The sequence below is a fragment of the Streptomyces sp. NPDC090022 genome (assembly GCF_044748145.1).
GTDB lineage: Bacteria > Actinomycetota > Actinomycetes > Streptomycetales > Streptomycetaceae > Streptomyces.
The window spans coordinates 76477-103378 of the sequence record NZ_JBIVFN010000013.1 but is presented as its reverse complement, the minus strand read 5'-3'; the positions used below and the strand labels follow the sequence as shown (position 1 = coordinate 103378).

General features: G+C 72.6%; 24 protein-coding genes. 14 read left to right on the top strand and 10 right to left on the bottom strand.

The features are described from left to right. Positions 1–11 precede the first annotated feature (11 nt). Genes ACIPXB_RS22690 through ACIPXB_RS22670 form a run of 5 tightly spaced genes read left to right on the top strand, consistent with a single transcriptional unit; the run spans position 12 to position 3253 of the window. Positions 12–707 carry an energy-coupling factor ABC transporter permease gene (locus ACIPXB_RS22690; RefSeq protein WP_401452651.1) on the top strand — a complete coding sequence of 232 codons (696 nt, stop codon included), beginning with the start codon at positions 12–14 and terminating at the stop codon, positions 705–707. Next, positions 707–1108, top strand: a complete 402-nt coding sequence (locus tag ACIPXB_RS22685) for an energy-coupling factor ABC transporter substrate-binding protein (protein ID WP_401452650.1) — start codon at positions 707–709, stop codon at positions 1106–1108. The genes ACIPXB_RS22690 and ACIPXB_RS22685 overlap by 1 nt, the downstream gene beginning before the upstream one ends. Positions 1109–1112: 4 nt before the next feature. Next, positions 1113–1862, top strand: coding sequence for a cobalt ECF transporter T component CbiQ (gene cbiQ / locus ACIPXB_RS22680; protein ID WP_401452648.1), 750 nt, complete (start codon positions 1113–1115; stop codon positions 1860–1862). Next, positions 1859–2692: an energy-coupling factor ABC transporter ATP-binding protein gene (locus ACIPXB_RS22675; RefSeq protein WP_401452646.1), complete on the top strand. Its 834-nt coding sequence runs from the start codon at positions 1859–1861 to the stop codon at positions 2690–2692. The genes cbiQ and ACIPXB_RS22675 overlap by 4 nt, the downstream gene beginning before the upstream one ends. Positions 2693–2701: 9 nt before the next feature. Beyond that, a complete protein-coding gene (locus tag ACIPXB_RS22670; protein ID WP_401452644.1) occupies positions 2702–3253 on the top strand; it encodes a PadR family transcriptional regulator in 552 nt (183 codons plus the stop codon). A gap of 36 nt (positions 3254–3289) precedes the next feature. Here the strand turns inward: ACIPXB_RS22670 and ACIPXB_RS22665 are convergent, their stop codons facing one another. After that, on the bottom strand, positions 3290–3502 hold the full coding sequence (locus ACIPXB_RS22665; protein WP_401452808.1) for an EF-hand domain-containing protein: 213 nt from the start codon (positions 3500–3502) through the stop codon (positions 3290–3292). 322 nt (positions 3503–3824) lie between these two features. Between ACIPXB_RS22665 and ACIPXB_RS22660 the strand changes: the two genes are divergently transcribed. Together ACIPXB_RS22660 and ACIPXB_RS22655 are read left to right on the top strand one after the other, a co-directional pair. Then, on the top strand, positions 3825–4541 hold the full coding sequence (locus tag ACIPXB_RS22660; protein ID WP_401452642.1) for a tRNA-dependent cyclodipeptide synthase: 717 nt from the start codon (positions 3825–3827) through the stop codon (positions 4539–4541). Beyond that, positions 4522–5778, top strand: coding sequence for a cytochrome P450 (locus ACIPXB_RS22655; protein ID WP_401452640.1), 1257 nt, complete (start codon positions 4522–4524; stop codon positions 5776–5778). The genes ACIPXB_RS22660 and ACIPXB_RS22655 overlap by 20 nt, the downstream gene beginning before the upstream one ends. Before the next feature lie 73 nt (positions 5779–5851). Here the strand turns inward: ACIPXB_RS22655 and ACIPXB_RS22650 are convergent, their stop codons facing one another. The 7 genes from ACIPXB_RS22650 to ACIPXB_RS22620 all read right to left on the bottom strand — a co-directional run bounded on the left by ACIPXB_RS22650 (position 5852) and on the right by ACIPXB_RS22620 (position 15267). Beyond that, complete coding sequence (locus ACIPXB_RS22650; protein WP_401452638.1) at positions 5852–7039, bottom strand: YncE family protein; 1188 nt, start codon at positions 7037–7039, stop codon at positions 5852–5854. Continuing rightward, positions 7036–7824 (bottom strand): polysaccharide deacetylase family protein, encoded by a 789-nt coding sequence (locus tag ACIPXB_RS22645; protein WP_401452636.1) that lies wholly within the window; start codon positions 7822–7824, stop codon positions 7036–7038. Before ACIPXB_RS22645 ends, ACIPXB_RS22650 begins: the two co-directional genes overlap by 4 nt. Before the next feature lie 373 nt (positions 7825–8197). Beyond that, entirely contained in the window at positions 8198–8701 is a 504-nt protein-coding gene (locus ACIPXB_RS22640) for an ATP-binding protein (protein WP_401452634.1), read from the bottom strand. Between the two features lie 254 nt (positions 8702–8955). Beyond that, complete coding sequence (locus ACIPXB_RS22635; protein WP_401452632.1) at positions 8956–9723, bottom strand: enoyl-CoA hydratase/isomerase family protein; 768 nt, start codon at positions 9721–9723, stop codon at positions 8956–8958. 86 nt (positions 9724–9809) lie between these two features. After that, the gene (locus ACIPXB_RS22630; RefSeq protein WP_401452806.1) at positions 9810–11027 is read right to left on the bottom strand and encodes an Ig-like domain-containing protein; all 1218 of its coding nucleotides are present in this window, start codon (positions 11025–11027) and stop codon (positions 9810–9812) included. Positions 11028–11217: 190 nt separating this feature from the next. After that, a complete protein-coding gene (locus ACIPXB_RS22625) occupies positions 11218–13890 on the bottom strand; it encodes a choice-of-anchor A family protein (protein WP_401452631.1) in 2673 nt (890 codons plus the stop codon). Positions 13891–14019: 129 nt separating this feature from the next. Further along, positions 14020–15267 carry an Ig-like domain-containing protein gene (locus tag ACIPXB_RS22620; protein ID WP_401452629.1) on the bottom strand — a complete coding sequence of 416 codons (1248 nt, stop codon included), beginning with the start codon at positions 15265–15267 and terminating at the stop codon, positions 14020–14022. A 174-nt stretch (positions 15268–15441) separates the two neighbouring features. Here ACIPXB_RS22620 and glgX point away from each other — a divergent pair, with 174 nt between their 5' ends. From glgX to ACIPXB_RS22605, 3 genes are all read left to right on the top strand, one after another. After that, complete coding sequence (gene glgX, locus ACIPXB_RS22615) at positions 15442–17721, top strand: glycogen debranching protein GlgX (RefSeq protein WP_401452627.1); 2280 nt, start codon at positions 15442–15444, stop codon at positions 17719–17721. A 135-nt stretch (positions 17722–17856) separates the two neighbouring features. Next, positions 17857–19053 (top strand): MFS transporter, encoded by a 1197-nt coding sequence (locus ACIPXB_RS22610; protein WP_401452625.1) that lies wholly within the window; start codon positions 17857–17859, stop codon positions 19051–19053. Between the two features lie 35 nt (positions 19054–19088). Beyond that, positions 19089–19811 (top strand): CDP-alcohol phosphatidyltransferase family protein, encoded by a 723-nt coding sequence (locus ACIPXB_RS22605; protein WP_401452623.1) that lies wholly within the window; start codon positions 19089–19091, stop codon positions 19809–19811. Here ACIPXB_RS22605 and ACIPXB_RS22600 read toward each other — a convergent pair. Then, positions 19792–20277 (bottom strand): adenylyltransferase/cytidyltransferase family protein, encoded by a 486-nt coding sequence (locus ACIPXB_RS22600; protein WP_401452804.1) that lies wholly within the window; start codon positions 20275–20277, stop codon positions 19792–19794. The two genes, ACIPXB_RS22605 and ACIPXB_RS22600, sit on opposite strands and share 20 nt — an antisense overlap. 172 nt (positions 20278–20449) lie before the next feature. Between ACIPXB_RS22600 and ACIPXB_RS22595 the strand changes: the two genes are divergently transcribed. The 4 genes from ACIPXB_RS22595 (at position 20450) to ACIPXB_RS22580 (ending at position 25364) form a co-directional block, all read left to right on the top strand. Next, positions 20450–21655 (top strand): glycosyltransferase, encoded by a 1206-nt coding sequence (locus ACIPXB_RS22595; RefSeq protein WP_401452803.1) that lies wholly within the window; start codon positions 20450–20452, stop codon positions 21653–21655. Beyond that, complete coding sequence (locus ACIPXB_RS22590; RefSeq protein WP_401452621.1) at positions 21652–23376, top strand: lipopolysaccharide biosynthesis protein; 1725 nt, start codon at positions 21652–21654, stop codon at positions 23374–23376. The genes ACIPXB_RS22595 and ACIPXB_RS22590 overlap by 4 nt, the downstream gene beginning before the upstream one ends. Next, a complete protein-coding gene (locus tag ACIPXB_RS22585; RefSeq protein WP_401452619.1) occupies positions 23373–24578 on the top strand; it encodes a hypothetical protein in 1206 nt (401 codons plus the stop codon). Before ACIPXB_RS22590 ends, ACIPXB_RS22585 begins: the two co-directional genes overlap by 4 nt. Before the next feature lie 174 nt (positions 24579–24752). Beyond that, the gene (locus tag ACIPXB_RS22580; protein ID WP_401452617.1) at positions 24753–25364 is read left to right on the top strand and encodes a hypothetical protein; all 612 of its coding nucleotides are present in this window, start codon (positions 24753–24755) and stop codon (positions 25362–25364) included. A gap of 4 nt (positions 25365–25368) precedes the next feature. On the opposite strand, the gene ACIPXB_RS22575 is transcribed toward ACIPXB_RS22580, so the two are convergent. Further along, entirely contained in the window at positions 25369–26901 is a 1533-nt protein-coding gene (locus ACIPXB_RS22575) for a hypothetical protein (protein ID WP_401452615.1), read from the bottom strand. Position 26902: the final 1 nt, after the last annotated feature.

Genomic DNA, 26902 nt, shown 5'->3' with positions numbered 1-26902 from the left:
GTCTCCCACTCATGCATATAGCCGAGGGGTTCCTGCCCCCTTTGCACGCGGCCGCCTGGGGCGCCGCGTCCGCTCCCTTCGTCGTCCACGGCGTCCGCGCGCTGAGCCGTGAGGTGAAGGCGAACCCGGAGAGCACCCTGCTGCTCGGTGCGTCCGGAGCGTTCACTTTCGTCCTGTCCGCCCTGAAGATCCCGTCGGTCACGGGCAGTTGCTCGCACCCGACCGGGACGGGGCTCGGCGCGATCCTCTTCCGGCCACCGGTCATGGCGGTGCTCGGGACGATCACCCTGCTCTTCCAGGCGCTGCTGCTGGCGCACGGCGGCCTGACGACGCTCGGCGCGAACGTCTTCTCGATGGCGATCGCCGGCCCGTGGGCGGGGTACGCGGTCTACCGGCTGCTGCGCAGGTCCGGTGTCCCGCTCATGGTCACCGTCTTCTTCGGCGCGTTCGTCGCCGACCTGGTCACCTACTGCGTCACCAGCGTGCAGCTGGCGCTGGCCTTCCCCGACCCGGGCTCCGGTTTCGCGGGCGCGCTCGCGAAGTTCGGGGGGATCTTCGCGGTGACGCAGATCCCGCTGGCGGTCAGCGAGGGCCTGCTGACGGTGCTGGTGATGCGGCTGCTGATGCGGTCGAGCAAGGCGGACCTGATCCGGCTGGGCGTCGCGAAGATCACCGGGTCGAAGACGAAGCAGGAGGCGGCGGTCTGATGTCGAGGAACGCGAAGATCAACACCCTGCTGCTGCTCCTGGTGGCGGCGCTGGCCGTGCTCCCGCTCGCGCTGGGGCTGGGCGAGGGCAAGGAGGAGCCGTTCGCGGGCGCGGACGCGCAGGCGGAGGCGGCGATCACCGAGCTGAAGCCGGATTACGAGCCGTGGTTCTCCCCGCTGTACGAACCCCCGTCCGGGGAGATCGAGTCGGCGCTGTTCGCCCTCCAGGCGGCGATCGGCGCGGGCGTGCTCGCGTACTACTTCGGGCTGCGCAAGGGCCGCCGCCAGGGCGCGGCGGAGGCGGAGGCGGCCGGTACGGGTACGGCGGGGACGGCGGGCGCCGGGCAGAGCGCCGGGGAGGGCGCCGCCGTGAGCGCGGCGGCCGGGTCCGCGGAGTCCTGAGCCCGTGCTTCCCATCGACGCGGCCGCGCACAGCAGCCGCTGGCGGGGCCGTCACCCGTTGGAGAAGGCCCTGCTGGGGCTGGGTCTGACGGTGACGGCCGTCTGCCTGCCGCCGTGGCCGGGCGCCCCGCTGGTGGGGGCGGCCACCCTGGCGGTGCTGCTGGGCCCGGCGGGGGTGGGCCGGCGGCAGCTGTGGCGGGCCTTCCGCATCCCGCTGGGCTTCTGCTGCACCGGCGCCGTGCCGCTGCTGTTCGCGGTGGGCGGCCCGGCGGGCTGGGTCGCGCTGGCCCCGGACGGGCCGCGGCAGGCCGCGGAGTTGCTGCTGCGCACCTCGGCGGCCTCGCTCGGCGTGCTGCTGTTCGCCTTCACCACACCGGTGTCGGACGTGCTGCCGCGGCTGGTACGGGCGGGGGTGCCGGCGCCGGTCGTGGACGTGGCGCTGGTGATGTACCGGATCGCGTTCCTGCTCCTGGACTCGCTGGCCAAGGTGCGCCGGGCGCAGGCCGCCCGGCTGGGGCTCACCCACCGGGCGGCGGTGTGGCGTTCGCTGGCCGGGCTGGCGGCGACCTCCTTCGTCCGGGCCTTCGACCGCGCCGCGCGGCTCCAGGACGGGCTGGCGGGCCGGGGGTACGACGGGACGCTGCGCGTCCTGGTGCCGCCGGCCACCCTGTCGTGGCGGTTCCTGGCCGCGTCGGGGGCGCTGCTGAGCGCGGTGGTGGCCACGACGTACGTACTGAAAGGGCTGTACCTGTGACGCCGTTGGTGGAACTGTCGGGCGCGGGGTTCGCGTACGAGGACGGGCCGCCGGTGCTCCGCGGCGTCGACCTCGCGCTGCGCGAGGGCCGGGCGCTGGCCCTGCTGGGCCGCAACGGCAGCGGGAAGACCACGCTGATGCGGCTGCTGAGCGGCGGGCTGCGTCCGGCGTCGGGCGTGCTGTCCCTGGACGGTGTGCCGGTCTCCTACGACCGGGCGGGCCTGACGCGGCTGCGCACGTCGGTGCAGCTGGTGGTCCAGGACCCCGACGACCAGCTGTTCGCGGCGTCGGTGGAACAGGACGTGTCGTTCGGGCCGATGAACCTGGGGCTGCCCCGGGAAGAGGTCCGGGCGCGGGTCGAGGCCGCCCTGGCGGCGCTGGACATCACGCACCTGCGGGACCGCCCCACCCATCTGCTCTCCTTCGGCCAGCGCAAACGGGCGGCGATCGCGGGGGCGGTGGCGATGCGGCCGCGCGTCCTGATCCTGGACGAGCCGACGGCCGGGCTGGACCCGGACGGCCAGGAGCGGCTGCTGGACACCCTCGGCGTGCTGTCCGGCACCACGGTGGTGATGGCCACGCACGACGTGGACCTCGCGGTGCGCTGGGCCGACGACGCGGCCGTCCTGACCCCGGCGGGCCTGCGGCTGGGGCCGGCCGCCGACCTGCTGTGCGACCCGGAGCTGCTGACGGCCGCGGGCCTGCGCCAGGCCTGGTCGCCGGCGGTCACCGCGTTCCTGCGCGCCCACGGCCTGCTGGCCCCCGGCGCACCGGGCCCGCGGACCCCGCAGGCCCTGACGGAACTCCTGGGCGGCCGGCCGCATCCCTAGGATGGCGGCATGTCGCTGCCGCACGCCATCCTCACCGCCCTGCTGGAGAAGCCGTCGTCCGGGCTGGAGCTGACGCGGCGGTTCGACAAGTCGATCGGGTACTTCTGGTCCGCGACGCACCAGCAGATCTACCGCGAGCTGGGCAGGCTGGAGGAGGCCGGGCTGATCCGGGCGCTGCCGAGCGCACAGCCCGCGCGCGGGCAGAAGAAGGAGTTCGAGGTGCTGCCGGCCGGATCGGCGGAGCTGGCGCGGTGGGTCGGCGAGAGCCAGGACCCCAAGGCGATCCGGGATCCGCTGCTGCTGCGGATCCGGGCCGCGGCGGTGGTGGGGCCGCAGGGGCTCGCGCGGGAACTGCGCCGCCACCTGGAACTGCACCGGAACCAGCTCGCGGTGTACGAGGCCATCGAGGCCAAGGACTTCCCGCCGGAGCGCGACGCGGACGAGGACCGGCTGCGCCGGCTCGTCCTGCACGGCGGTACCGGGCTGGAGACGTTCTGGCTGCGGTGGCTGGAAGAAGCCCTCGCCGAGGTCGAGGACATGACCCGGGGGGAAGGCGGCTGAGGGCCCGCCCCGGCCGCCGTCCCCCGGGCGGTGTGCCTACTTGTTCAGGGAGTCCCAGAACTCGTCGAAGCTGAGCAGCTTGTCGCCGTTGCTGTCCTTGGCGGCGATCACGGCGTCCGCGACCGGGCCGGTCACGGCGAAGTCGCCCATCGCGGCCATGGCCTCGCGGTACTCGTCGGCGGTGACGAAGCCGTCGCCGTCCTTGTCGAAGCGACCGAACGTCGCCTTGGCGCTGTCGATGTCCGCCACTGGGTCCACCCCTTCTTGGTGCGTGTTGACCGGCTCAGAGTAGCGGCCCTCCGACACACGCGGCGGCCTCGGGTGCCAATCGAGCGGCAGACAGAAATTCCATTCCCCTTCCCGCCCATTGCCGGAGCCGTTCCGGCATGCCTTCCGAGGCACTTCAGAGGCACTTCAGAGGGGCTTCCGCAGTGCGGAAGCTACAATTCCAGCCAACAATTCGGACCTGCACTTGTCACGCTCCGGGGCCACCGCATAACGTACGGGCACAGCCGCCACACCGGGAGCGCAGGGCTCCCAGGGACAAGCGGCTCCAAGGGCGATCACATAGGTGACGATCACAGCTGAGACATCATTCGAAGTCCTGCCCTTCACCCGCGCTTGCCGCCATATCTGGGAAGACGGCGACCACGTGCTCATCGGCGTGAGTCCCGGAAACAGCTACTTCAGCGCCGACCGCATCGCGGGCCTGGCCCAGTGGGCCACCACCCGGTTCGCGCAGGTGGACTTCGTGTACGCCGACCTCCACGTGGACCGGATGTTCGCCGCGTTCGGCTACACCCCGGAACACGCGCACAAGCGCGCCATGAAGGAGATCAAGGCGGTTCGCCGACGGATCCTCAAAGGCGTCGAGGAATCCGGACCCCCACAGGCCGAGATCCGCGTGCGGGCGCTCTCCGAGTTCGCGGAGAATCCCGTCTATCAGTTGCTGCACCGGCGGGTGCTGCATTTCCTGGAGACGGACGACGAATTCCGTAAGGGTTGTGAACAGATGGCCCTGCACTTTGTCGGCTCGAAGTTGCCCGAAGGTGAATCCATCACAGACGGACAGTTGCAGGTCTGTTTCGACTACATGGCCGCGGAACTTCCGTTCTTCGTGGACACCCCGAGCATTCTGGACGTCCCGTCCTCCGTCGCCGCGTACCACGTGAAGATGCCGCTGACCGACGTGCTCTACGCACGCGGCGGGGGCCTGCGCGCCACCCGGAACCAGGCATATGCCGTCGTAAGGCCCGAAAGGAACGTCGTTGAGTACCGAGCAGCTTGAGAGCCCCACGAGCCAGGAGCCGCAGCAGCAGCCTCGGCAGCCGCTCGTCGAATTCCCGCTCTCGCGCCGCGGTGACGTCCTTCCCCAGGAGTGCTCCTGGCTGCGCGAGAAGGCCCCGGTCGCCCGGGTCCGCACCCTCACCGGGGACACCGGCTGGCTGGTGAGCAGCTACGCGCTGGCCAAGCAGGTACTGGAGGACGAGCGGTTCAGCCTGAAGGACACGGCCAAGGCCGGCGCTCCCCGCCAGTACGCGCTGACGATCCCGCCCGAGGTCGTCAACAACATGGGCAACATCAACAGCGCGGGCCTGCGCAACGCGGTGATGAAGGCGCTGAACCCCCGTCAGAAGGGCCTGCGGGAGCAGCTGCGCGCCCGGGCGGACGCACTGATCGACGCCATCGTCGCCGAGGGCGCCCCGGCCGACCTCCGGGCGGGGTTCGCCGACCCCTTCTCGGCGGCGCTGCACTGCGAGGTGCTGGGGGTCCCGTACGAGGACTGGCGGCGCCTGATGTCGGGGCTGGACGTCGCGTTCATGACCGCACGCGAACCGTTCGCCGACTCGGCCCTCAACTGGTACAAGGACGTGGCCTACTTCGCCGGGCAGCTCCACCACCAGCTCGCGCGCGAACCCGAGGAGCGTACGGGGCTCCTCGGGCGGTTCGCCGGGCTGAAGGAGGCCGATCCGGAGTCGGCGCACCTGACCGACGACATGTTCGCGACGGTCGCCGTCTCGCTCTTCGGCGCCGGCGCCGTCTCGACCTCCGCCTTCCTGGTGCTGGCCGTGCTCGCCCTGCTCCAGCGGCCCGAGCTGATCGGCTACCTGCGCGCCCACCCCGAGCGCATGGGGAAGGCCGTGGACGAACTGCTGCGGTGGAACCTGTCGGTGGGCGACGGCCTGCCGCGCATCGCCCTGGCCGACATCGAGCTCGGTGACGTCACGGTGCGCGAGGGCGAGCTGGTCCTGGTCCTGCTGGAGGGCGCCAACTTCGACCCGGCGGCCTTCGAGAACCCGGACGTGCTCGACCTGGAGCGGGAGAGTGCCAACGCCCACCTCGCCTTCGGAGGCGGCCGGCACTTCTGCCCGGCCTCGGCGCTGGGACGGGCCCACGCCGAGATCGCCCTGGAGGCGCTGGTCGAGCGGCTGCCCGGGCTGCGGCTCGCGGTTCCCGCCGAGAACCTGGTGTGGCGTACGGGCTTCATCAAGCGGCTCCCGGAGCGGCTGCCCGTCGCCTGGTAGCCGCCCGCACGACCACAGGGCGGTGCCCCGGACCCCGTCCGGTCCCCGGCACCGCCCTGTTCGCGTCGCGCCGTCAGCGGAAGATGCCGGTGTGGCCCAGCGAGTAGCGGCCGGGCTGCGGGTAGACCGCGAGGCCGTGCGGGCCGCCGCCGACCGGGATCCGGGCCAGCTGCCGTCCCGTGGTGGTGTCGATGGCGTAGACCTCGTTGTCGTAGCGGCCCGAGAGCCACAGCACCTTGCCGTCGGCCGAGACCCCGCCCATGTCGGGGCTGCCGCCGTCCGGCAGCTCCCACTTCTTGGTGAGCCTGTTCTGGCGGAAGTCGAAGACGGAGACGGTGCCCTCGCCGCGGTTGGAGACGTACATCTCGCGCGAGTCGCGGCTGACGTACAGCCCGTGGCAGCCCTTGCCGGTGGGCAGCAGCTTGGGCGTCTCGAACTTCTCGCCGCTGAGCACCCACATGCCGTCGGCCATCATGTCGGCGACGTAGAAGGTCCTGCCGTCGGGCGAGATCTTCACGTCCTGCGGCATCGCGCCCTCGAACGGCAGCTTCTGCTGGCCGACGACCTCCATCTTCTCGGTGTCGACCTTGAGGAGTTCGCCGGAGAACTCGCAGCTGACGATGAAGTAGCGGCCGTCGGCGGAGAAGTCGGCGTGGTTGACGCCGAAGCAGCTGACGGGGACGGTCTTGACGCGGTCCATGGTGTGCGGGTCGCGGAAGACCAGCTCCCGGTCGAGCGAGGCCATCACCACCGCGTACTTGCCGTTCGGCGTGAAGTACAGGTTGTACGGGTCGTGCACCTCGACGGGCTCGCCGGCCTCGCCGGTGGCGGGGTTGATGGGGGTCAGCGTGTGCCCGCGGTTGTTGTTGACCCACAGGGTCTTCATGTCCCAGGACGGGACCACGTGCTGCGGCTGCACCCCCACCGGGATGGTGTCGATGACCTTGTACGTCGCGGGGTCGATGACGGACACCGTGTTGGAGTTGGTGTTCGGCACGTAGACCCGGGACGGGAAGTCCTTGACCACCGGCGACAGCAGGCCCGGCCGGTCGGCGGCGTACACGTCGTGCGGGTCGAGGAGCGGCGGCATCCCGGGCAGGCCGGGCGGGGCGGCGGGCACGGCCTTCTCGGCCCGGCCCACTCCCTTGGATCCGAGCGCCTCGGGCCGGGAGGTGTCCGCGGCCCCGCAGCCGGCCAGGGCGGCGAGGACCAGACCGGCGAGCAGCGCGGTGGCCTTCCGGGGAAGGCGGGTGGTCGTCATGGGGTCAGCAGCTCCGTGGTGGTCACGGCGCGCAGGTTGCGGCGCGCGAGTTCTTCGAGGAGGGCAGGCATCGCGTCGACCGTGTCCGCGTAGCCGAAGTGCAGGCTCACCACCGATCCGCTGCGGATCGTCCCGGTGACGTTGCGGATGACGGCCGCGGCGCCGGGCGAGGTGAAGTCGAGGGAGTCCACGTCGTACGACAGGACGTGCGGGTAGCCGGCCCGCTGCGCCAGGCGCTGGACGAGCGGGGTGGCGTACTGGCCCTGGGAGTGGCGGAACCAGGAGCCGATCGATCCGGTGAGCCGTTTCAGGCGCTGCGCGCAGCCGGTGATCTCGGCGTACGCCTCGTCCTCGGGCAGCGCGTTGATGTCCAGGTGGCGCAGGGTGTGGTTGCCCAGCTCGTGGCCGCCGTCGAGGATCCGGCGGGCCAGGTCCGGGTGGGCGTCCAGCCAGGTGCCCACCGCGAGGACGGTGACGTGCGCGCCGGCCTTCTCGGCCTCGGCCAGGACCGAGCGGGCGGTGGCGGGGTCGCCGTTGCCGTGGAAGGTGAGCGCGACGCGGGGCCGCTCGCGCGGGCCGTGGTCGATCTGGGCCGGCAGGCCGGCGAACCGGCGCGGTGCGGGAGCCGCCGCGGGCTCGCGGGCGGGCGGCACGCGGCCGGGGGGCGGGGCGGCCGGTACGGCGGGGGGTGTCCGCGCGGCCGTGCCGCAGCCGGCGGCGAGGAGCCCGGAGGCGGCCGCGACCCCGACGCGAAGGGCCGTGCGACGGCCGGGATAACTGAGCACCTGCCCATTTAAGGGGCGGGAAGCCCGAAAGGTAATGATTGACCCAATTCGGGACGTCCGCCGACACCGGACGGACACCTCCCGTTCCGCTCTGCGATCAACGATTTACGCACAGCGGTCGATAGTTATTCATGGATTGCGAGGCAGGTGGCCCATCTCACCTAGGATTCAACGCGAAACTCTTGCTATATGCACACTTATGTCCGACTCGGGACTTTTGGCGATCGAGCGGTTCTCTGCCATAGTCGGGACCACGACTTCCCCATTGACCCGAGCGAAGTCATCCACGCCGAGGATCACACCCCCTTCGATCCTCGGCCCACCATGAAGCCCTCGCAGCGCCCCACACCGGCGACCGGGGGCTTCAGGCGTTTCAGCGGTCCGCCACCCGCATCTCGAACCAGGTGGTCTTGCCGCGCGGCAGCAGATCGGCGCCCCAGCGGTCGGAGAGCTTGTCGACGAGGAAGAGCCCCCGCCCCGTGGTGTCCATCTCGTGGACCGGCATCAGACAGGGCAGCCCGCGCGAGGGATCGCGCACCTCGACGCGGATCCAGCCGCGCCGGCGCAGCAGCCGCAGACCGAAGGAGCGCGCCCCGGTGTGCCGGACGGCGTTGCCCACCAGCTCGGACACGAGCAGCACGGCATGCTCGGCGATCTGCGGCGAGAGACCCCACAGCCGCACCACCACGCACTGGGTGAGCCGGCGCGCGGTGCTCGCGGACTCGGGCAGGGACGGCAGCGTCACTTCCGCCTCGGCCGGGTTCCCGTACAACTCCAGTGCCTTCAGGCCCTGTTCGTCCTCAACAGCCGCCGTCGGTCGTAAGGCGGCAGCGCCGCTGCGCTGCCGCGGTTGTTCCACACCTTCCAGGCCCGCCATGAACCCATCATGGACGGCGCAGGTGCCCGTACGTGCCGTTCCGCGCGAAAAGACCCCCCGCAGCCCTCGCCCCGCACGGGCCGCCACGGCATATGACACGGGCACTCATGAGGCTGCTATGCCCAGCCTGACCTGCGGTGACAGAGCGAAGGGCGGCCATCACCGTGAGTGGATCTCCCGGCGCGCTTAAGGCTGTCTTAAGGCCTGGCTAATCCACCCACAGGGATGATCGCGGGTCGTGACGGGCGGTGAACTCAGACGAACTTCGCCTTGCCGGGGCCCTCTTCGACGAAGCTCCGCATCCCGCGCTCACGGTCCTCGGTGGCGAACAGGCCCGCGAACCAGGTGCGTTCGATGGCGAGCCCGGTGTCGATGTCGGCCTCCAGACCGGCGTCCACGCACTCCTTGGCGGCCCGCAGCGCGATCGCCGGACCCTGGGCGAGCTTCGAGGCCCACGCGTGCGCCTCGGCGTACACCTGGTCCGCGGCCACGACCCGGTCCACCAGGCCGAGGGCGAGCGCCTCGTCGGCCTTGACCATCCGGCCGGTGAAGATGAGGTCCTTGGCCCGCGACGGCCCGATCAGCCGGGACAGCCGCTGGGTGCCGCCGGCGCCCGGGATCAGCCCGAGCAGGATCTCCGGCTGCCCGAGCCGGGCGTTGTCGGCGGCGATCCGGTAGTCCGCGCACAGCGCGAGCTCGCAGCCCCCGCCCAGCGCGTAGCCGGTGACGGCCGCGACGACCGGCTTGGGGATCCGGGCCACGGCGGTGAAGGAGTCCTGCAGGGCGCGGGACCGCGCGACCATCGCCGCGTGGTCCATGGCCTGCATCTCCTTGATGTCCGCGCCGGCCGCGAACACCTTCTCGCCGCCGTACAGGATCACCGCCCGGACGTCGGCCCGGTCCGTCGCCTCCACCGCCAGCTCGCGCAGGCGGTCCTGGGTGGCGATGTCCAGGGCGTTCATGGGCGGCCGGTCCAGGCGGATGGTGCCGACGCCTTCGGAGACTTCGAGAGAGAGGGTCATACGGGGAAGGTTAGCGGCGGTTAACGCGAAGTGGCCCGGTGCTGTGGGTCACAGCACCGGGCCACGCGCGGCCGTCCGCGCCGGGGCTACTTGATCCACTCCGCCCAGGGCATGTTCCAGCCGTTGAGGCCGTTGTCCGGGGCGATCTGCTTGTCCTTGGAGTTCTTCACGACCACCACGTCGCCGATGAGCGAGTTGTTGAAGAACCAGGCCGCCGGGGCCTCGTCGTCGTAGGCGCCGCGCACGTCGCGCAGACCGATGCAGCCGTGGCTGACGTTCTGGGAGCCGAAGGTGCTCGCGGAGGCCCAGTAGTTGCCGTGCACGAAGGTACCCGACTGCGACAGGCGCATCGCGTGCGGCACGTCGGAGATGTCGTACTCGCCGCCGAAGCCGACGGTCGCGCCGTTCATCCGGGTGACCTTGTACTTCTCGCTGATCACCATCTGGCCGTTGTACGTGGTCGTCGCCGGGGCGCCCGCGGTGATCGGGACCTTCTTGATGACCTGGCCGTCCCGGACGACCTCCATCTGGTGGCTGCTCGCGTCGACCGTGGAGACCTGCGAGCGCCCGACGGTGAACGTGAAGGTACGGGTCTGCTTGCCGTAGACGCCGGGCCGGCCCTCGACGCCGTCGAGGCCCAGCTTGACCGTCACCTTGGTGTTCGGGGCCCAGTAGTTCTCGGGGCGGAAGTCCAGGCGGTCGTTGCCGAACCAGTGGCCCTCGATCGGCACGGGCGGCTCGGCCGTGACCTGGATGGCCTTCTCGACGGCCTCGGGGTTGGTGATGCCGCGGCTGAAGTTGATCGAGACCGGCATGCCCACGCCGACGGTCGCGCCGTCCTCGGGCTGGTAGTGGCCGACGAAGGTGTTCTTCGGGGTGAGCGTCGTGAAGGTGATGTCCTTGGCCGACTCCCGGCCGGCGCCGTCCTTGGCGACGGCGTGCACCTTGTACTCCGTGGCGGCACCGAGGTGGCGGACGGGCTCCCAGCTGCTGCCGTCGGCGGCCAGCTTGCCCTCGACGGCGTTGCCCTTGGTGTCGGCCACGGTCACGGTGGTGAGCTTGCCCCCCGTGCTGGATATCTTCAGGACGCCGCTGGTCTCCACTTCCTTGGCGCCGTCGTCCGGCTTGATGCTCACGACGGCCTGCGAGGCCTCGTTGCCGGTGCCGGCTGCGCCGCTCGCACCGCTCCCCCCGCCCTTGCTGTCACTGCCGGCGGCGCCACCGCTGCATGCGGTGGTGACCAGCAGCGCCGCCCCCAGCAGCAGGGCCGACAGGCCGGTACGGATGCGTCCGTGAGGCTGCACCTTCACGCTCTTCTCCCCATGTCCCCCGCGCGCATACAGACCGCGCGCATGACGACAGGTAATCACATGGGGGGATCACGAAGAGAAACGGTCATGTCACCATTCCGTCCCAAGTGGTCGCAGCGCCGTGCGCCGGCACGGTGGGGTTCACCGCACCGGCGCACCGGCGATGCCGTCAGGACCGGGCGGGTCAGGCGTGAGCGCGCCTGCCGGAGCCCTTCCCGGAACCCTTTCCGGAGCCCTTGCCGGGCCGCTTGGCACCGGCCTTGGCGGGGGCCTTCCGGGCGGGCTTCGCGGCTTTGGCGGACTTCGCGGACTTCGCGGACGTGCCGGGCGCCTTGCGAGGCGCCGTACCGTGCGGCTTGGCCTGTGGCTTGGCCTGTGGCTTGGCGTGCGCCTTCGCGTCCGGTCCCATGCCCGGCAGGTGCGGCAGCGCGGGGTGGTCGCCGTGCTCACCGTGCTCGTCGCGGCCGCCCTCGGCACGCTTGTTGTAGAGCTCCACCACCCGCTCGTGGTCCGGGGTGCGGCCGTCCAGCTGGAGCGGTCCGGTCACCGGCTCCTCCGGCAGGACGTACCCTTCGGGGGCCTCCGTCTCGCGCAGGTAGTACCAGCCCTCGGCCAGGTTCCAGAACTCGCAGGCCCCGTGCCGGTTGGTCTCGCACTCGGGCCCGATCCGCTCGTCGGGGTTGATGCCGGTGGTCTGCAGGCCCCGGACGCGGTTGGTCTCCCGCCACAGCTCGAACACCGCGCCGCGCAGCGGGCGCTTCTCCTTCGGGTCCTTCTTGACCACGACGATCTTCCCGTGGAAGCGGGTGTTGACGGCGCCCACCGAGACGCCCTGGGCCGCGTTCTCGGCGGTCAGCACCAGCGGCCCGGCCACCGGGTTCGCGGGCAGGACGTACCCCGGCGGCGGGGTGATCTCCCGCCAGTAGTACCTGCCCGGGTCGACGGTACGCGCGCACGTGGCCGCCGGCAGCGAGGTGACGCAGTCGTCGCCCACCTTGGTGTCGGGGGTGTCGCCCCCGGTCTCCAGCGTGGTGTTCCCGTTGGACTCCCGCCACAGCTCGAAGACCGCGCCCGCCAGCGGGGCGCCGTCGGGGCTGGTCTTGCGGACGGAGACGCTGCCGGGCACCGGCGGCGGCACCGGGCGGTTCACGGCCGTGATCCCCACCCCCTGTCCGGCGTTGGCGGCGGTCAGCGTGAGCGGCCCGAACACGGGGTTCACCGGCAGCTGGAAGCCGGGCGGGGGTGTGATCTCCCGCCAGTAGTACGTGTCCGGCTCGACCGTGCGCGCGCAGGTGCCCGTGGGCAGCTCGGTCGTGCAGGTGTCACCCACCCTGGTGTCGCGCGCGTCCCCGGCCACCTGGAGCCCGTCGACCCGGTTGGTCTCGCGCCATAGCTCGAACACCGCGCCCGCCAGCGGGGTGCCCTGCCCGTCGGTCTTCAGGACCCGGACCTCGCCCCGCACGGGGGTGTTCACGGCCCGCACCAGCACGCCCTGGGCCGCGTTCTCGGCCGTCAGCACCAGCGGCCCGGCCACCGGGTTCGCGGGCAGGACGTACCCCGGCGGCGGGGTGATCTCCCGCCAGTAGTACGTGCCCGGCTCGACGGCGCGCCCGCAGATGCCCGCGGGCAGCTCGGTCGTGCAGTCGCCGCCCACCTTGGTGTCGGGCGCGTCCCCGGCCACCTGGAGCCCGTCGACGCGGTTGGTCTCGCGCCACAGCTCGAAGACCGCGCCCGCCAGCCGGTTGCCCTGCCCGTCGACCTTGCGGACCGCGACCTCACCGGACACCGGGACCGCTCCGCACGCGGGCAGGTCGCCGGTGAAGGGGTAGGCGTGGAACTCCTGGCCGCCGCCCCCGGTGGCGGAGCTGGTGTGGAGGAGCGAGCCGGTGCTGAAGAACCGGCCGTTGAAGCCCGGCAGGGTGACCGTGGTCCGCGAGGCCGGGTTGCCGACCAGGACGGCGCCCTGGAGCTGGCCGCTGCCGTGCAGGCCGACGGCGGTGGCGTCGGGGAAGTTCCACAGCAGCCGCTGCCGGTAGGTCTGCTCGCCGCTGTAGGTGACCACCGCCCGGTCGGCGCCCAGGACGTTGACCAGGATCGTGGCGTTCGGCGGAATGCTCGCGAACCGGATGCCCTGGGCGAGGCGGCCGGGGGCGGCGATGTCGGCGTCGAGGTTGAAGACCTGGAGCGGCGAGCGGCCGTCACCGGTGAAGAGGGTCTCGAAGCGGTTCTGGGTGACGGTGCCGGTGGCGGGCCGCGGCGCGCCCTCGGGGTAGGCGTAGCACCGGCTGGCCGTGGCGAGCTCGGCGCGCAGGTGCGTGTACGGGGCGGCCGCGGCGCTGTCCTGGACCACCCGCGTGGCACTGACGGTGCCGGTGCCGGTCCGGGCCCCTGCGTGCCGGACGACGCCGCCGTCGGCGATCAGGGTCTCGCCCTCCGCGACGGCGAGCGCGCCGCCGGTGGTCAGGAAGTCGGACCGCAGCGGCGGCTGCACCTGGGAACCGGCGCCGACGATGCCGACGTTGTAGACGCGGGAGAACCCGTCCGCCTTGTCCTGGTCGAAGGAGCCGAGGACGACGACCCGGCCCTCGGCCTCGGCGGCCCGCTGGCGGACCTGGAAGTCGCCGCCGACGAAGATGTTGATCCCCGCGTCCCGGCCGAGCGCCGGTCCGGTGTGGACGTCCTCGTAGCTGTCCGGGCACTCGGGTCCCACGCACGGGCCGAGCCCGCCGGGGAGCGGGGCGCGTACCGCCGGGACCTGCGCGGGCGCGGTGTCCGCCGCGTCCGCGGGCACGGCGGACGCCAGCATCGCCGCCGTCGCCGCGAGGCCGAGACCCAGGCGGGTGCGCCTGGTCCTCACGGCCGTCCTTGCTGTCATGACACTCCGTCCGTCGCCTGCCAGTGGTGCTCCGACAGGCTGGCGGGAGCGTCGTGCACAAGTGCGCGAGGCGCACCCGGTACTACGGCATTCCGATCACACCGATCACCCTCACGTGAGCGCGGAGCCGGCGATCCAGTCCACCCAGGACAGGTTCCAGCCGCCCAGTCCGTTGTTCGCGGCGACCGTCTTGTCCTGCGAGTTCACCACCTCCACGACGTCGCCGACGAGGGTACGGTCGAAGAACCAGCCGGCCGGGGTGTCCGAGCCGCCGCCCTTGTCGTCGCGCAGGCCCACGCAGCCGTGGCTGACGTTCTCGGAGCCGAAGGTGGCGGGGGCGGCCCAGTAGTTGCCGTGCAGGAAGGTCCCGGAGGCGGTCAGCCGCATGGCGTGCGGGACGTCGGGGATGTCGTACTCGCCCTTGCCCTCGTCGTTCTTGAACCCGACGGTGGCCCCGTTCATCCGGGTCACGTCGAACATCTCCATGACCACCATCTTGCCGTTGTACGTCGTCGTCTTCGGCGCGCCCGCGGTGACGGGGAGGGTCGAGAGCAGCTCGCCGCCCCGCCGGACCTCCATGGTGTGGGCGGCGGCGTCGACGGTGGAGACCTGGTGCCGGCCGACGGTGAAGCGGACCTTCTTGCTCTGGATGCCGTAGGAGCCGCGGGCGCCCTCGACGTCGCGCAGCTTCATGTCGATGGTGACCTCGGTGCCCGGCTTCCAGTACTCCTTGGGCCGGAAGTCGAGGCGGTCGTGGCCGAACCAGTGGCCCGCGACCTCGACCTTCGGCTCGGCGGTGATGGTGATGGCGCGTTCGACGGCGGCGCGCTGCTCGATGGAGCGGTTGAACCGGAACGAGATGATCATTCCGGTGCCGACGGTGGACCGGTTCTCGGGCTTGAAGTAGCCGATGAAGCGCTCCTCGGGCACGAAGGTGGTGAAGGTGGTGTGCCGGGCCTGGCGGCGGTCGTGCCCGTCGACGGCGACCGCGTCGACCGTGTACTTGGCGGCGAGCGCGAGCTTTCCGTACTCCGGGTCGGGGCTCCAGCTGAGGCCGTCCTCGGCGATGGCGCCGGGCACCTCCTCCGCTTGCGCGTCCTCCACCTTGGTGACCCTCACCCGCTCCAGCCGGCCCTCGGGCACCGACACGCTCAGCGGTCCCCCGGCCGGCACGCCCTTGGCGTTGTCCTCGGGGCTGATCCGGATGGCCTCCTCCGGGGAGCGGGGTTTGCCGGGCAGCTGGATCTCGACGGGGGACCGGCCGTCCCCGGTGCACCCCGACAGGCCGCCCAGCAGCCCCGCCACCGCCGCCACCGCGGCCAGCGCCGCACGCCGCCGCCCCGCCGCCCGCCTCGACATCACAAGTCTCACGCCCGTCCAACGACAGCGCCCCTCCAGGGGAAACGTGAGTGCGGCCCAGGTTCCGGGCAGAACAGTGGGAAGGACCAGACGGGGGCGGGCCCGGGGCCGGGACGCCCGGGGACCGCACATCCCTCCCCCGCCCGGCCTGGAGAAAGCCGTGGAGGCGGGCAGGTGTCGAGCGCAGCCGAGCAGGAGGCGGTGGAAACCGTCGTGGAAGCGGTACGGAGCGGTGAGGCCGCACCCGTACCGCACGTCAACGGGCACGCCCGTACGGTCCCCCGCCAGGGACCGGCGGTGTGGCCGGGGTCCTCGCACCCGCTGGGGGCCCGCTACCGCAGCGGGCCCGACGGGGTGGAGGGCACGAACTTCGCGCTGTGGGCGCAGGGCGCGGAGGCGGTGGAACTGTGCCTGTTCGACGAGCGGGGCTCGGCGGCGTCGGAGACGCGGTGCGCGCTGACGGAGCTGACGCACGAGATCTGGCACGGTTTCGTGCCCGGCGTGCGGCCCGGCCGGCGCTACGGCTTCCGGGTGCACGGGCGCTGGGACCCGTGGACGGGGGCCCGCTACAACCCGGCGAAGCTGCTGCTGGACCCGTACGCGCGGGCCGTGGACGGCGACTTCACGCTGCCGCCCGAGGTGTACGGGCACGTGCGGGACTGGCCGCAGCAGTACATCGCGGACACCGTGCGCGACGACCGGGACTCGGCGCCGTACGTGCCCAAGGGCGTGGTCGTCCACGATGACGACGACTGGGCCGACGACGTACGGCCCAAGACGCCGTGGGCGGACTCGGTCATCTACGAGCTGCACGTGCGCGGGTTCACGATGCGGCATCCCGGGATCCCGCCCCGGCTGCGGGGCACCTACGCGGGGCTGGCGCATCCGGCGGCGATCGAACACCTGCGCACCCTGGGGGTGACGGCGGTGGAGCTGCTGCCGGTGCACCAGTTCGCGCACGAGGACCACCTGCTGCGCCGGGGCTTGCGCAACTACTGGGGCTACAACTCCATCGGCTACTTCGCGCCGCACGCCGCCTACTCCTCCTCCGGGACGGGCGGGCAGCAGGTCGGCGAGTTCAAGCGGATGGTGCGGGCGCTGCACGCGGCCGGGATCGAGGTGATCCTGGACGTGGTCTACAACCACACGGCGGAAGCGGGCGAGCTGGGCCCGACGCTGTCGCTGCGCGGGATCGACAACCGGGGCTACTACCGGCTCCAGTCCGACCAGCGCCGGTACGCCGACTACACGGGCTGCGGCAACACCCTGCACGCCGGGCGGCCGCACGTGCTGCGCCTGATCACGGACTCGCTGCGGTACTGGGTCACCGAGATGGGGGTGGACGGCTTCCGCTTCGACCTGGCGGCGGCGCTGGCCCGTTCGATGCACGACGTGGACATGCTCTCGCCGTTCCTGGCGGTCATCGCGCAGGACCCGGTGCTGCGCCGGGTGAAGCTGATCGCGGAGCCGTGGGACGTGGGGGCGGGCGGCTACCAGGTGGGTGCCTTCCCGCCGCTGTGGACGGAGTGGAACGACCGGTACCGGGACGCGGTGCGGGACTTCTGGCGGGGCGCGCTGCCGGACGTACGGGACCTGGGGTACCGGCTGTCGGGCTCCAGCGACCTGTACGCCTGGGGCGGGCGGCGGCCGTACGCGTCGGTGAACTTCGTGACCGCGCACGACGGGTTCACGCTGCGGGACCTGGTGAGCTACGAGCGCAAGCACAACGAGGCCAACGGGGAGGAGAACCGGGACGGGACCAACGACAACCGGTCGTGGAACTGCGGTGTGGAGGGCGAGCCGGCGGGCGGTACGGACCCGCGGGTGGCCGCGCTGCGCCGCCGCCAGCTGCGCAACCTGGTGACCACGCTGCTGCTGTCCACGGGGGTGCCGATGCTGGTGGCGGGCGACGAGTTCGGGCGCACCCAGGGCGGCAACAACAACGCGTACTGCCAGGACAACGAGACGGGCTGGGTGGACTGGTCGCTGCTCTCCGAGCCCTCGTGGCGGGCGCTGTTCACGCTGACCTCGCGGCTGCTGGCGCTGCGCCGGGAGCATCCGGTGCTGCGGCGGCGGGCGTTCTTCTCGGGGCGCCCGCAGGGCGCGGACGGGCTGCGGGACCTGGCCTGGTTCACGCCGGGAGGCACGGAGATGACGGAGCGGGACTGGTACGCGCCGGCGGCGGCGCTGGGCCTGTACCTGTCCGGCCGCGACATCCCCGGGCGCGACGAGCGGGGCCGGGCGGTGACGGACGACAGCTTCCTGGCGCTGCTGCACGCCGGGGACCGGCCGGTTCCGTGGCTGTTGCCGGACGCCCCGTGGGCCTCGGCGTACGAGCTGGTGGTGGACACCTCGCGGGAGGAGCAGGAGGGCCCGCCCGGGGTCCGGTACCGGGGCGGGGAGCGGATCACGGTCCCGGCGCGGTCGGTGCTGCTGCTGCGGGTGGCCGACTAGACCGGTGCTTCGGCTCAGCCCTGTTCGACGTGGAGCAGCCGGTGGTCCCGTCCGGGGAGAGCAGGAGTCCGGCGGCCGGCTCGGAGGGGTGGCCCGCCAGGGCCGCCGGCGCGGTCGGCGAAATATCTTCGCCTCATGACACCGCTCCTGTGGCGGCTGCTCGCCGGCCGCTCCTTCGCCGCGTTCGCCACCGCCCTGATCCCCACCACCTTGACCCTGGCCGTCGTCGGCACCGGATCCGCCGCCGACCTCGGCATCGTGCTGGCCTGCGAGCTGCTGCCGATGCTGGTCCTGCTGCCGGTCGCGGGGGTGGCCGCGGACCGGTTCCCCGCCCGGCGCGTGGTGCTCGCCGCCGATCTGGTGCGGGCCGCGGCCCAGGCGGCCATCGGCGCGGTCCTGCTGACCGGCGGGGTACGGGTGCCCGAACTGGCCGCGCTCGCCGCCGTCACCGGGGCCGCCGTGGCCTTCGGGACCCCCTCGGCGCGGACCCTCGTCGCCGCCGTGACCGCGGAGCACGAGCTCCTGCGCGTCAACGCCCGGCTCGGCGTGGCGGGCGGTCTCGCGCAGATCGCCGGACCGGCCGCCGCCGGCACGCTGACGCTGGCCGTCGGGGCCGGCTGGTCCTCGCTGCTGACGGCCGCCCTGTTCACGCTGTCCGCCCTCACCCTGGGCGGACTGCCGGTGCGCACCGCTCCCCCGGCGGCCCGCGCGCCGTTCGGCGCCGAACTGCGGGCCGGCTGGAGCGAGATGCGGCGCCACCCGTGGTTCATGGCCAACGTGGCCGCGCACGCCGTGTGGCACCTCGCCGCCGGCCTGCTGCTGACGCTGGGCCCGCTGATCGCCGTACAGAGCCTGGGCGGGGAGGGCTCCTGGGTGATCGTCGCGCAGACCGGTACGGTCGCGATGCTCGTCGGGGTGTGGGCGGCCGGACGGCTGCCCGTACGGCGGCCGCTGCACGCCGTGGGGATCGGCGCGGCGGCGCAGGCGCTGGCCCTGACCGCGTTCGCGCTGCGGCTGCCGCTGCCGGCGACGGCGGCGGCCTACGGCTGCGCCATGTTCGGGCTGGGCGTGCTCAGTCCGCTGTGGGAGACCGAGATGCAGCGCCGGATCCCGCGGGAGGCGCTGGGCCGGGTCTCCTCCTTCGACCTCCTCATCTCCTTCGCCGCCCGGCCGGCCGGTCTGGCACTGGCCGCCCCGCTGGCCGGGGTCACCGGGACCACCGCGCCCCTGCTGGTGGCGGCCGTGCTGACGGCGGGCGCCAATCTCGGCGTCCTGCTCCTCCCGGACGTCCGCGCGGTCGCGGAGCGGCGGACTCCCGCCGCCCTGCAATGATGTGCTCATCACACTTATCAAGGGGGCTGTAGCGGATGGCGAATGTCGGGACCGCGCTGCGGGAGCTGCGCGGGGCGCAGAAGTCGGCGAAGGGGGTCTCGCTCTATTCGCGCTTCGTCAACCGGCCCGTCGGCCGGTACCTGGCCGCCGTCGGGCACGCGCTGCGGCTCACCCCGAACCAGGTGACGCTGATCAGCGCCGCGTTCAGCTTCGCCGCCGTCGCCGCGGTGGCCCTGCGCGCGCCGTCCTGGGGCCTGGGGGTGGCCGTGTGGGCCGCGCTCGCCCTCGGTTTCGCCTTCGACTCGGCCGACGGGCAGCTGGCCCGGCTGCGCGGCGGGGGCAGCGCGGCCGGCGAGTGGCTCGACCACGTGGTGGACTGCGCCAAGCTCACGGCGCTGCACACCTGCGTCCTGATCGCCTTCCACCGCTTCCCCGAGGCGTACGGGACCACGTCCGACGCCTGGCTGCTGGTACCGCTGGGCTTCCAGTTCGCCGCCGTCGTGACCTTCTTCGGGGGGCTGCTGACCGAGAAGCTCAAGCCCCGGCCGGCCCCCGGCAGCCCGGCGGCCGCGCCCTCGACGGTGCGCGCGGTGGCCCTGCTGCCGGTGGACTACGGCGTGTTCTGCCTGGTGTTCCTGCTGCTGGGCGGTGGGGAGCTGTTCCGGTGGGCGTACGCGGGTCTGGGCGTGGTGGCCGCCCTGTTCCTGGTGGCCTTCCTGGTCAAGTGGTTCCGCGAGCTCAGCGCCGTTCGACGGTGACCGCGTCGGGCAGAATCGGTTCTGCAAGAGCGTCGAGCGCCCGGCGCAGCTGGGTGCTCGAGGTGTGCACGGTGTACGGGAAGTAGACGACGTCGACACCGACGGCGGCGAAGTCGCTCTCCAGCTTGTCGCCCTTGGGGGTGCCCCGCCAGTCGTCGCCCTTGAAGAGGACGTCGAAGCGGACCTGCCGCCAGGTCTCCACCTTGTCGGGCACGGTCTCGACGAACGCCGCGTCGACGTACTTGACGCTGCGGACGATTTCCAGCCGTTCCACGAGCGGGATCATCGGCCGCCGGCCCTTGGCACGTTCGGCCATCTCGTCGGAGACCACTCCGGCGACCAGGTAGTCGCACTGGCTCCGCGCGTGGCGCAGGATGTTCAAGTGTCCGATATGGAACAAATCATACGCACCTGGTGCGTACCCGACGCGATACGGCCTGCGCACAGGCCCGCGAAGGTCGGACATGTCCTGCTCCGTCATCTCTTACCCCCCAGCGACCGCGCCCCCCGGCGCAGCGGATTAGCAGACAATAGCGCGCGCGTTCCGAGGCGTGCGGGTGAACGATTAGTGTGGGCAGCGCATCATCCAGGGGGGAAGGGGACGTTGAGTGTCCACATCCGGCCGCCGGCGCCTGTTGCTGGTTTCCACCAATTACGCTCCCGAGCACACGGGCATCGGCCCATACGCCACCCAGATCGCGGAGCACTGGGCGGAACTCGGCCACGACACACACGTGTTCGCCGGAATGCCGCACTATCCGTCGTGGTCGCTGGAGCCGGAGTACAAGGGCGCACTGCGGCGCACCGAACACCGCGCCGGGGTCACCGTGCACCGGCGCGCGCACACCGTGCCGGCCCGGCAGACCGCCGTGAAGCGGGCCCTTTATGAAGGATCGATTCTGCTGCACGGCTCGGTGGCCCCGCCGCGGATGCCGAAGCCGCACGCGGTCCTCGCCCAGATGCCGAGCCTGGCCGGGGGCGTCCTGGCCGCCCGGCTCGCCGCGCGCTGGAAGGTGCCCTTCGTCCCCGTCGTCCAGGACCTGATGGGCGCCGCGGCCGCGCAGAGCGGGATCAGCGGCGGCGACAAGGCGGCAGCGATCGTCGCCCGCGCCGAGGCGTACGCGCTCAAGCGCGCGGCCCTCGTCGGCGTGATCCACGAGACCTTCGTCGACCGGGTGGTCGGCATGGGCGTCGATCCGGAGAGGATCCGCCTGGTGCCCAACTGGTCGCACGTGCCCTCCCCCACCAAGCCGCGCGCCGAGACCCGCCACCACCTGGGCTGGGCACCCCACCAGACGGTGGTGCTGCACTCCGGGAACATGGGCCTCAAGCAGGGCCTGGAGGTCCTCGTCGGGGCGGCCCGGCTGGACCCGAGCGTCCGGTTCGTCCTCATGGGCGACGGCAGCCAGCGCGCGGCCCTCGCCGGCCTCGCGGCCGACGTACCGAACCTGGACATCATCCCCCCTGCCGCCGACGGCGAGTTCCCGGATATCCTCGCCGCGGCGGACGTGCTCGCCGTGACGCAGCACGCCGCCGTGCTGGACATGAGCGTGCCCTCGAAGCTGACCTCCTACTTCGCCGCCGGCCGGCCCGTCGTCGCGTCCGTCGCGGCCCGGGGCGGCACCGCCCAGGAGGTGGAGCGTTCGGGTGCCGGCGTGCTCGTGCCGCCGGAGGACCCGGAGGCGCTGCTGAAGACCGTGCGGGCGCTGGCGGAGGACCCGGAGGGCGCGGACGCGCTGGGAGCCGCCGGTCCCCGGCACGTGGCGGCGCATCTGAGCCGCCGGGCGGGCCTGGCCCGTATCGACGCATTGATCGACGAAGCACTTGGGGGTCCCCGGCAGTGATCGAGACGCACCGCGCCACCACCGCGGCACCGGCCGAGGACGAACCCGACCTCCTCAGGGACCAGTTCCGCCAGCTCCTGCGCTACCGGGGGCTCATCGGCGCGGGCGTCGGCATCGGCCTGCTCGGCGGTGCCTACCTCGGCATATCGACCCTCGACACGTACGTCGCCAGCGCCGACGTCGTGCTGCGCGCCCCGACCATCGACCCCTTCGACCCGAACATCGCGGCCGACAAGGCCGTCAACATCGGCTCGGAGCGGCAGACGGCGCTCAGCAGCTCGGTCGCCGAGGAAGCCGGCAAGCAGCTCGGCCTGCCCGCCTCGGGCATCCCCGCCCTGCGGAGCGGGCTGCAGGTCACCAACCCGCCGCAGTCGATGGTGCTGCGCTTCACCTACACCTCGGACACCGCGAAGGCCGCCGCCCAGCGGGCCAACGCGATGACCGACGCCTACCTCGCGCGCCGCCAGGCGGCGCTCGAGGACACCCGCGACAAGATGATCAAGTCCTACAAGGACCAGCGGGACCCGGTGGCCAAGCAGCTCGACGAACTGGCCAAGCAGGTCACCTCGCTGCCCGCGGGCCCCGGACGCGACGCGGCGTACGCCTCCAAGACCGACCTGCAGAGCAAGGTCAACAACTTCAACGGCCAGATCGCCAAGCTCGAGGCGCTGGACATGTCGCCGGGCCGGGTCACCAGCGTCGCGGCCCCGCCGACCGGCGCCGACGGCCCCGGCATCCCCATGTCGCTCGCGATCGGCGTGGCCGTCGGCCTCGCGCTCGGCCTGCTCGGCGCCTGGGTGCGGCTGGTCTTCGACCCGGCGCCGCGCTCCGACGGCGACGTCTCGCGCGCCCTGCGCGCCCCCGTGCTCGGCACCCTGCCGCGCGACAAGACCGGCGGCGGACCGCTGCTGGCGGCCGGCGAGACCGACCCGCGGCTCGCGGAGGAGTACCGCTCGGTCGCCTTCCGCCTCGCGTACGACGCCCGGTTCGCCGACCGGCGCCGGCTGCTCGTGGTCGCGCCGCGCGGCAGCAGCGAGATCGCGGCCGCGGTCGCGGTGAACCTGGCCGCGTCCTTCGCCGAGACCGGCAAGGACGTGCTGCTCATGGAGGCGGACCTGCGCACCCCGGTGCTCGCCAGCCAGCTGCCGACCGACGGCGGCGACCGGCCGCGCTGGAGCCAGCAGCCGGGCGGTTCCGCCGGCGGTACGGGCGAGGCGGAGTGGCCGGACGGGCGCCAGCTCGTCGTGGACGCCGGCGAGTCCGGCACCTTCGACCTCATCCCCGGCGACCGGGTGCGCAACGTGCCGCGCGCCCTGACCTCGCCGCGCGCCACCCGCCTGGTCTCCGAGGCCGACTCGCCCAACTCGACGGTCGTCGTGCTCGCGCCGCCGGTGCTCTCGTACGCCGACGCGCTCGCGCTCGTCGACCGCGTCGACGGCGTGCTGGTGGTCTGCGACCCGCGCGCGGTGCACCGTGCCGACCTGGCCCGGATCCGCGAGCTGATCAGCGGCGCCGGCGGCACGGTGCTGGGCGCGGTCCTGCACGGGCCGCTGCCCGGCGAGAAGCGCGCCGGCAAGGAGACCAGGCGCAAGGGCGCCGCGGGCACCGCCGCGCCGGACCCGGCCCCCGCCGCCCGGCCGCTGCCCGGGCCGGACGAACCCGTCGCGGGCGACGGCAGCGACACGGTCGCGCTGCGTACGGTCCGCTCGGGCCGGCGGTGAGCCGGCGCGGTCTCGCCGCCGTCGCCTCCGTCCTGGACCAGGCCGCCGCCAGCGCCACCAACATCCTGGTCCTGGTCCTGGCGGCGCGGCTGTCCTCGGCGCCCGGATTCGCCGCGTTCTCCCTGGTGTACGTGGTGTTCAGCGTGCTCCTCGGGCTGAGCACCGCGTACGTCGGCCAGAGCCTGGTCCTGGAGCGCGGCGAGCGGCTGGGCGCGATGTGCCGCGGCGCCGTCGCGTTCACGGCGGCGGCCGCGGCGGCGGTGGGCGTGGCCCTGGCGGTGGTGGGCGCGGCGCTGCCCGGCCCCACCGGGTGGGCGTTCCTGGCGCTGGGCCTGGTCCTGCCGGTCGTCCTCGTCCAGGACGCGCTGCGGTACTGCTTCTCGGCGCTGCGCCTGCCGCAGCGGGCGCTGGCGTCGGACACGCTGCGGCTGGTGTGCGTGGTCGCCGCGCTGCTCGCCCAGCCGCCGGGTGCCTCACCGGGCCGCCTGGTGCTGGCCTGGGGCGTCTCGGCGCTGCCCGCCCTGGCCCTGGGGCTGTGGCTGCTGCGCCGTGCCGTCGCGGGCGCCCGCGCGGACCTGCGCCCGTATCTGCGGCGCGGTCATCTGGGGCAGCGGTTCGTGGTCGAGTTCGCGGTGGGCAACGGCTCCAGCCAGCTCGCCGTCCTGGGCCTCGGTGTCCTCGCGACCCCGCTGGCGGTCGGCGCCCTGCGGGGCGCCAGCACCCTGTTCGGCCCGTTGAACGTCCTGTTCACCTCGGCGAACGCGTTCGGCCCGCCGATGCTGAACCGGCTCTCCGGCAAACGGGCGGTGGTCCGGGGCACCCTGGGCCTGGGGCTGGCCCTGTCGGCGCTCGCCGCCGGGGTCGCGGCGGGCCTGTACGCGCTGCCGGACCGCTGGGGCCGTGAACTCCTGGGCGACACCTGGCCGGCCACCGCCGCCCTGCTGCCCGCCACCGGCACCCAGTACGCGGTGATGGCCCTGGGCACCTGCGCCCTGCTGACCCTGCGGGTCCTGTCCCCGCGGGCCACCCTCTCGGTGCAGGTGGTCTTCTCCCTGCTCTCGGTGGCCTTCCTGGTCGCCGGCTACGCCCTGGCGGGCGTGGCGGGCGCGGCCTGGGGACTGGCCCTGGGCTCCGCCCTCAAGGCGGCGGCCGCCTGGTGGCGCGTCACACGGCTGCCGGCACCGGAGCCCGTCCCGGCCTGACCGCCCCGACCTGACCGTTCCCGCCCGTCCCCGGGCCCCGCATGCGGTTTCGCGGGTGCGGTGGAAGAGTGGTGAGCGGGTGCGAGACACCCCAGGGGGACACGAACGGCCGCCCCGCCCCGTACGCACGGGCCGGCGGACCGCGGGGGTACTGACGTACGAAAGGGGAAACCCATGCGGCGGAAGACCATGTCAGCGGGCGTCGCGACGGTGGTGGCGTTCGGCGGCTGGACCGGTGTCACGATGACGACGGCCGACGCGGCGCAGCACGTCCTGCCCGACGCGACCTGCACGGTGGTCCAAGGCCCCAACAACAGGGTCGGGCTCTCGGGAACCGGATTCGACCCGGGCTCATCGATCCGAGTCATCCGGGTCGTCGACGGACGCAGCCGCCAGGTCGCGGTCACCAGCGCGCTCCCGAACGGGTTCTTCGAATACACCTGGCTGCGGCCGGGAACCTACCAGCTCCGTTCCACGATCGACGGCCAGACCCGGACGACGTCCTGCGGGTCGTCCTCCACGACCGAGGAGGACGAGGCAGCCGCGATCAAGTGCACCGTGACCAAGGGCCCCGGACAGACCTACGGCGTCTCCGGCCGGGGGTTCCCGGTCGCCGAGACCGTCACGCTGAAGAACTCCCAGGGCGCCGTCGTGAACACCACGCAGACCATCAACGACGGCTTCTTCGAGTTCACCGGAGTGCCCAACGACACCTACACCGTCACCTCGAAGTTCGCCAAGGTGACCTGCCCCAAGGCCGCCGAGCAGCCGCCGGACGGCGCGTAGCCGCTCAGCGCAGCGACGTCGCCCGGTCCGTACGGTAGGTGGCGACCAGCGCCAGGCACAGCGCCGCGATCGCGACCCGCCCCGACGCCTGGAGCAGCGGCCCCCGCAGCAGGATGAACGAGTAGCCCGCGACCAGCGGGACGACCACCGAGATCAGGCTGCCCGGCGGGGTGCGGCGGGTGGCGCGCCGGGCGTAGCGGCGGTCGACGCGGGCGGAGGCGTACCCCATGACCAGCAGGCCCGCGCCCATGCCCAGCGGGCCGAAGTCGATCCACAGCTCGGCCCAGATGGGCGAGGACAGGTTCGTGTTGACCGTGCCCATCCACTGGCCGACCATCACCCCTGTGTCCTTCGGCTTGTCCGGCCACACCGACCGGGGCACCGCGAAGAGGACCGACCCGGCCAGCTGGCGTCCGTACAGGTGGCCGGGACCGGACTCGGAGTAGGTGATCGTGTTCGCGAACATGCCGATCTGGTCGTAGTCCTTGAGCGCCAAGGGCTCCAGGAACGACGTCGTCTCCACCGGCTTGTAGTTCTTCTCGTCGTAGCGGAAGCGGTCCGCGAACGGGAAGACCAGCAGCGCCACCACCACGGCCATGGACAGGGCCACCCGGTACATCGCCGCGCTCACCGGGAACACGGCGAACAGCAGCGAGAACATCACGGTGAGGAACCAGTACCGCGGGTTCGAGACCGGGTTGTTGACCACCAGGTTGAGCACGGCCAGGGCACCCCATGTCAGGAGCACCGACACCTTGCGCCGGGCGTACGTCGACGTCACCAGCCAGCGTGTGTACAGCAGCAGCGCCAGCAGGGCCGGGACCGTGCCGAAGCCACGCAGCAGGGCCTGCCCCGCCTGGCCGTCGCCGTTGGAGACACCGGCCTCCTGGATGCCCGCGATGATCTCCTGGCGGCTGCTGAAGAACACGGCCGGACCGCCGAGTTTGACCACGAACGCCGTGCTCGCCAGGAACGCGATCAGCGTCAGCAGCTGGAGCCGCCGGTGGTGCGTCATCAGCGGCCGCGGCTCCTTCGGGGAGCCGCCGGCACGGCCCGCCGGCCGGTGCCGGGCCAGCAGCGCGCCGACGTCGTAGGCCGTGCAGCCCAGCAGCACCAGCGCAACGGCCCAGGTGAGGTCGGAGCGCGGCCCGACGACGGGCGTGGGGACCTGGCCGAGCACGGCCTGTGCCAGCGGGGCCACGCCCATCGCCATGTAGACGAACAGCCAGAAGGACCCCTGGAGCAGCTTGCGGCGGCTCGTGAGCACCATCGCCGACAGCCGCGCGCCCGCGTACATGGTGAGGGCGAGCTGGAGCCAGTACGCCGCGTCGTGCACGCCCGCACCCGGCTGGACGGCGACGAACAGCGGCAGGAAGACGGTGAAGCCCAGCGCCAGCGGCACCGACAGGGCCCGGGACAGGAGCGTGCGGGGGGTGGTGACCCTCCCCCACAGGGACTCGTCCTCCTGCGGCAGGACGGGCGGCGGAGGTGTGCGTACGTCCGTGACCACTGTGCCCCCACCCACCCCTGTGCGCATT

Coding starts and splice junctions, on each gene's coding strand:
- ACIPXB_RS22690 (WP_401452651.1), top strand. CDS start 12: ATGCATATAGCCGAGGGGTTCCTGCCCCCTTTGCACGCGGCCGCCTGG.
- ACIPXB_RS22685 (WP_401452650.1), top strand. CDS start 707: ATGTCGAGGAACGCGAAGATCAACACCCTGCTGCTGCTCCTGGTGGCG.
- ACIPXB_RS22670 (WP_401452644.1), top strand. CDS start 2,702: ATGTCGCTGCCGCACGCCATCCTCACCGCCCTGCTGGAGAAGCCGTCG.
- ACIPXB_RS22650 (WP_401452638.1), bottom strand. CDS start 7,039: ATGACGACCACCCGCCTTCCCCGGAAGGCCACCGCGCTGCTCGCCGGT.
- ACIPXB_RS22640 (WP_401452634.1), bottom strand. CDS start 8,701: ATGGCGGGCCTGGAAGGTGTGGAACAACCGCGGCAGCGCAGCGGCGCT.
- ACIPXB_RS22635 (WP_401452632.1), bottom strand. CDS start 9,723: ATGACCCTCTCTCTCGAAGTCTCCGAAGGCGTCGGCACCATCCGCCTG.
- ACIPXB_RS22620 (WP_401452629.1), bottom strand. CDS start 15,267: ATGTCGAGGCGGGCGGCGGGGCGGCGGCGTGCGGCGCTGGCCGCGGTG.
- ACIPXB_RS22610 (WP_401452625.1), top strand. CDS start 17,857: ATGACACCGCTCCTGTGGCGGCTGCTCGCCGGCCGCTCCTTCGCCGCG.
- ACIPXB_RS22605 (WP_401452623.1), top strand. CDS start 19,089: ATGGCGAATGTCGGGACCGCGCTGCGGGAGCTGCGCGGGGCGCAGAAG.
- ACIPXB_RS22600 (WP_401452804.1), bottom strand. CDS start 20,277: ATGTCCGACCTTCGCGGGCCTGTGCGCAGGCCGTATCGCGTCGGGTAC.
- ACIPXB_RS22580 (WP_401452617.1), top strand. CDS start 24,753: ATGCGGCGGAAGACCATGTCAGCGGGCGTCGCGACGGTGGTGGCGTTC.
- ACIPXB_RS22575 (WP_401452615.1), bottom strand. CDS start 26,901: ATGCGCACAGGGGTGGGTGGGGGCACAGTGGTCACGGACGTACGCACA.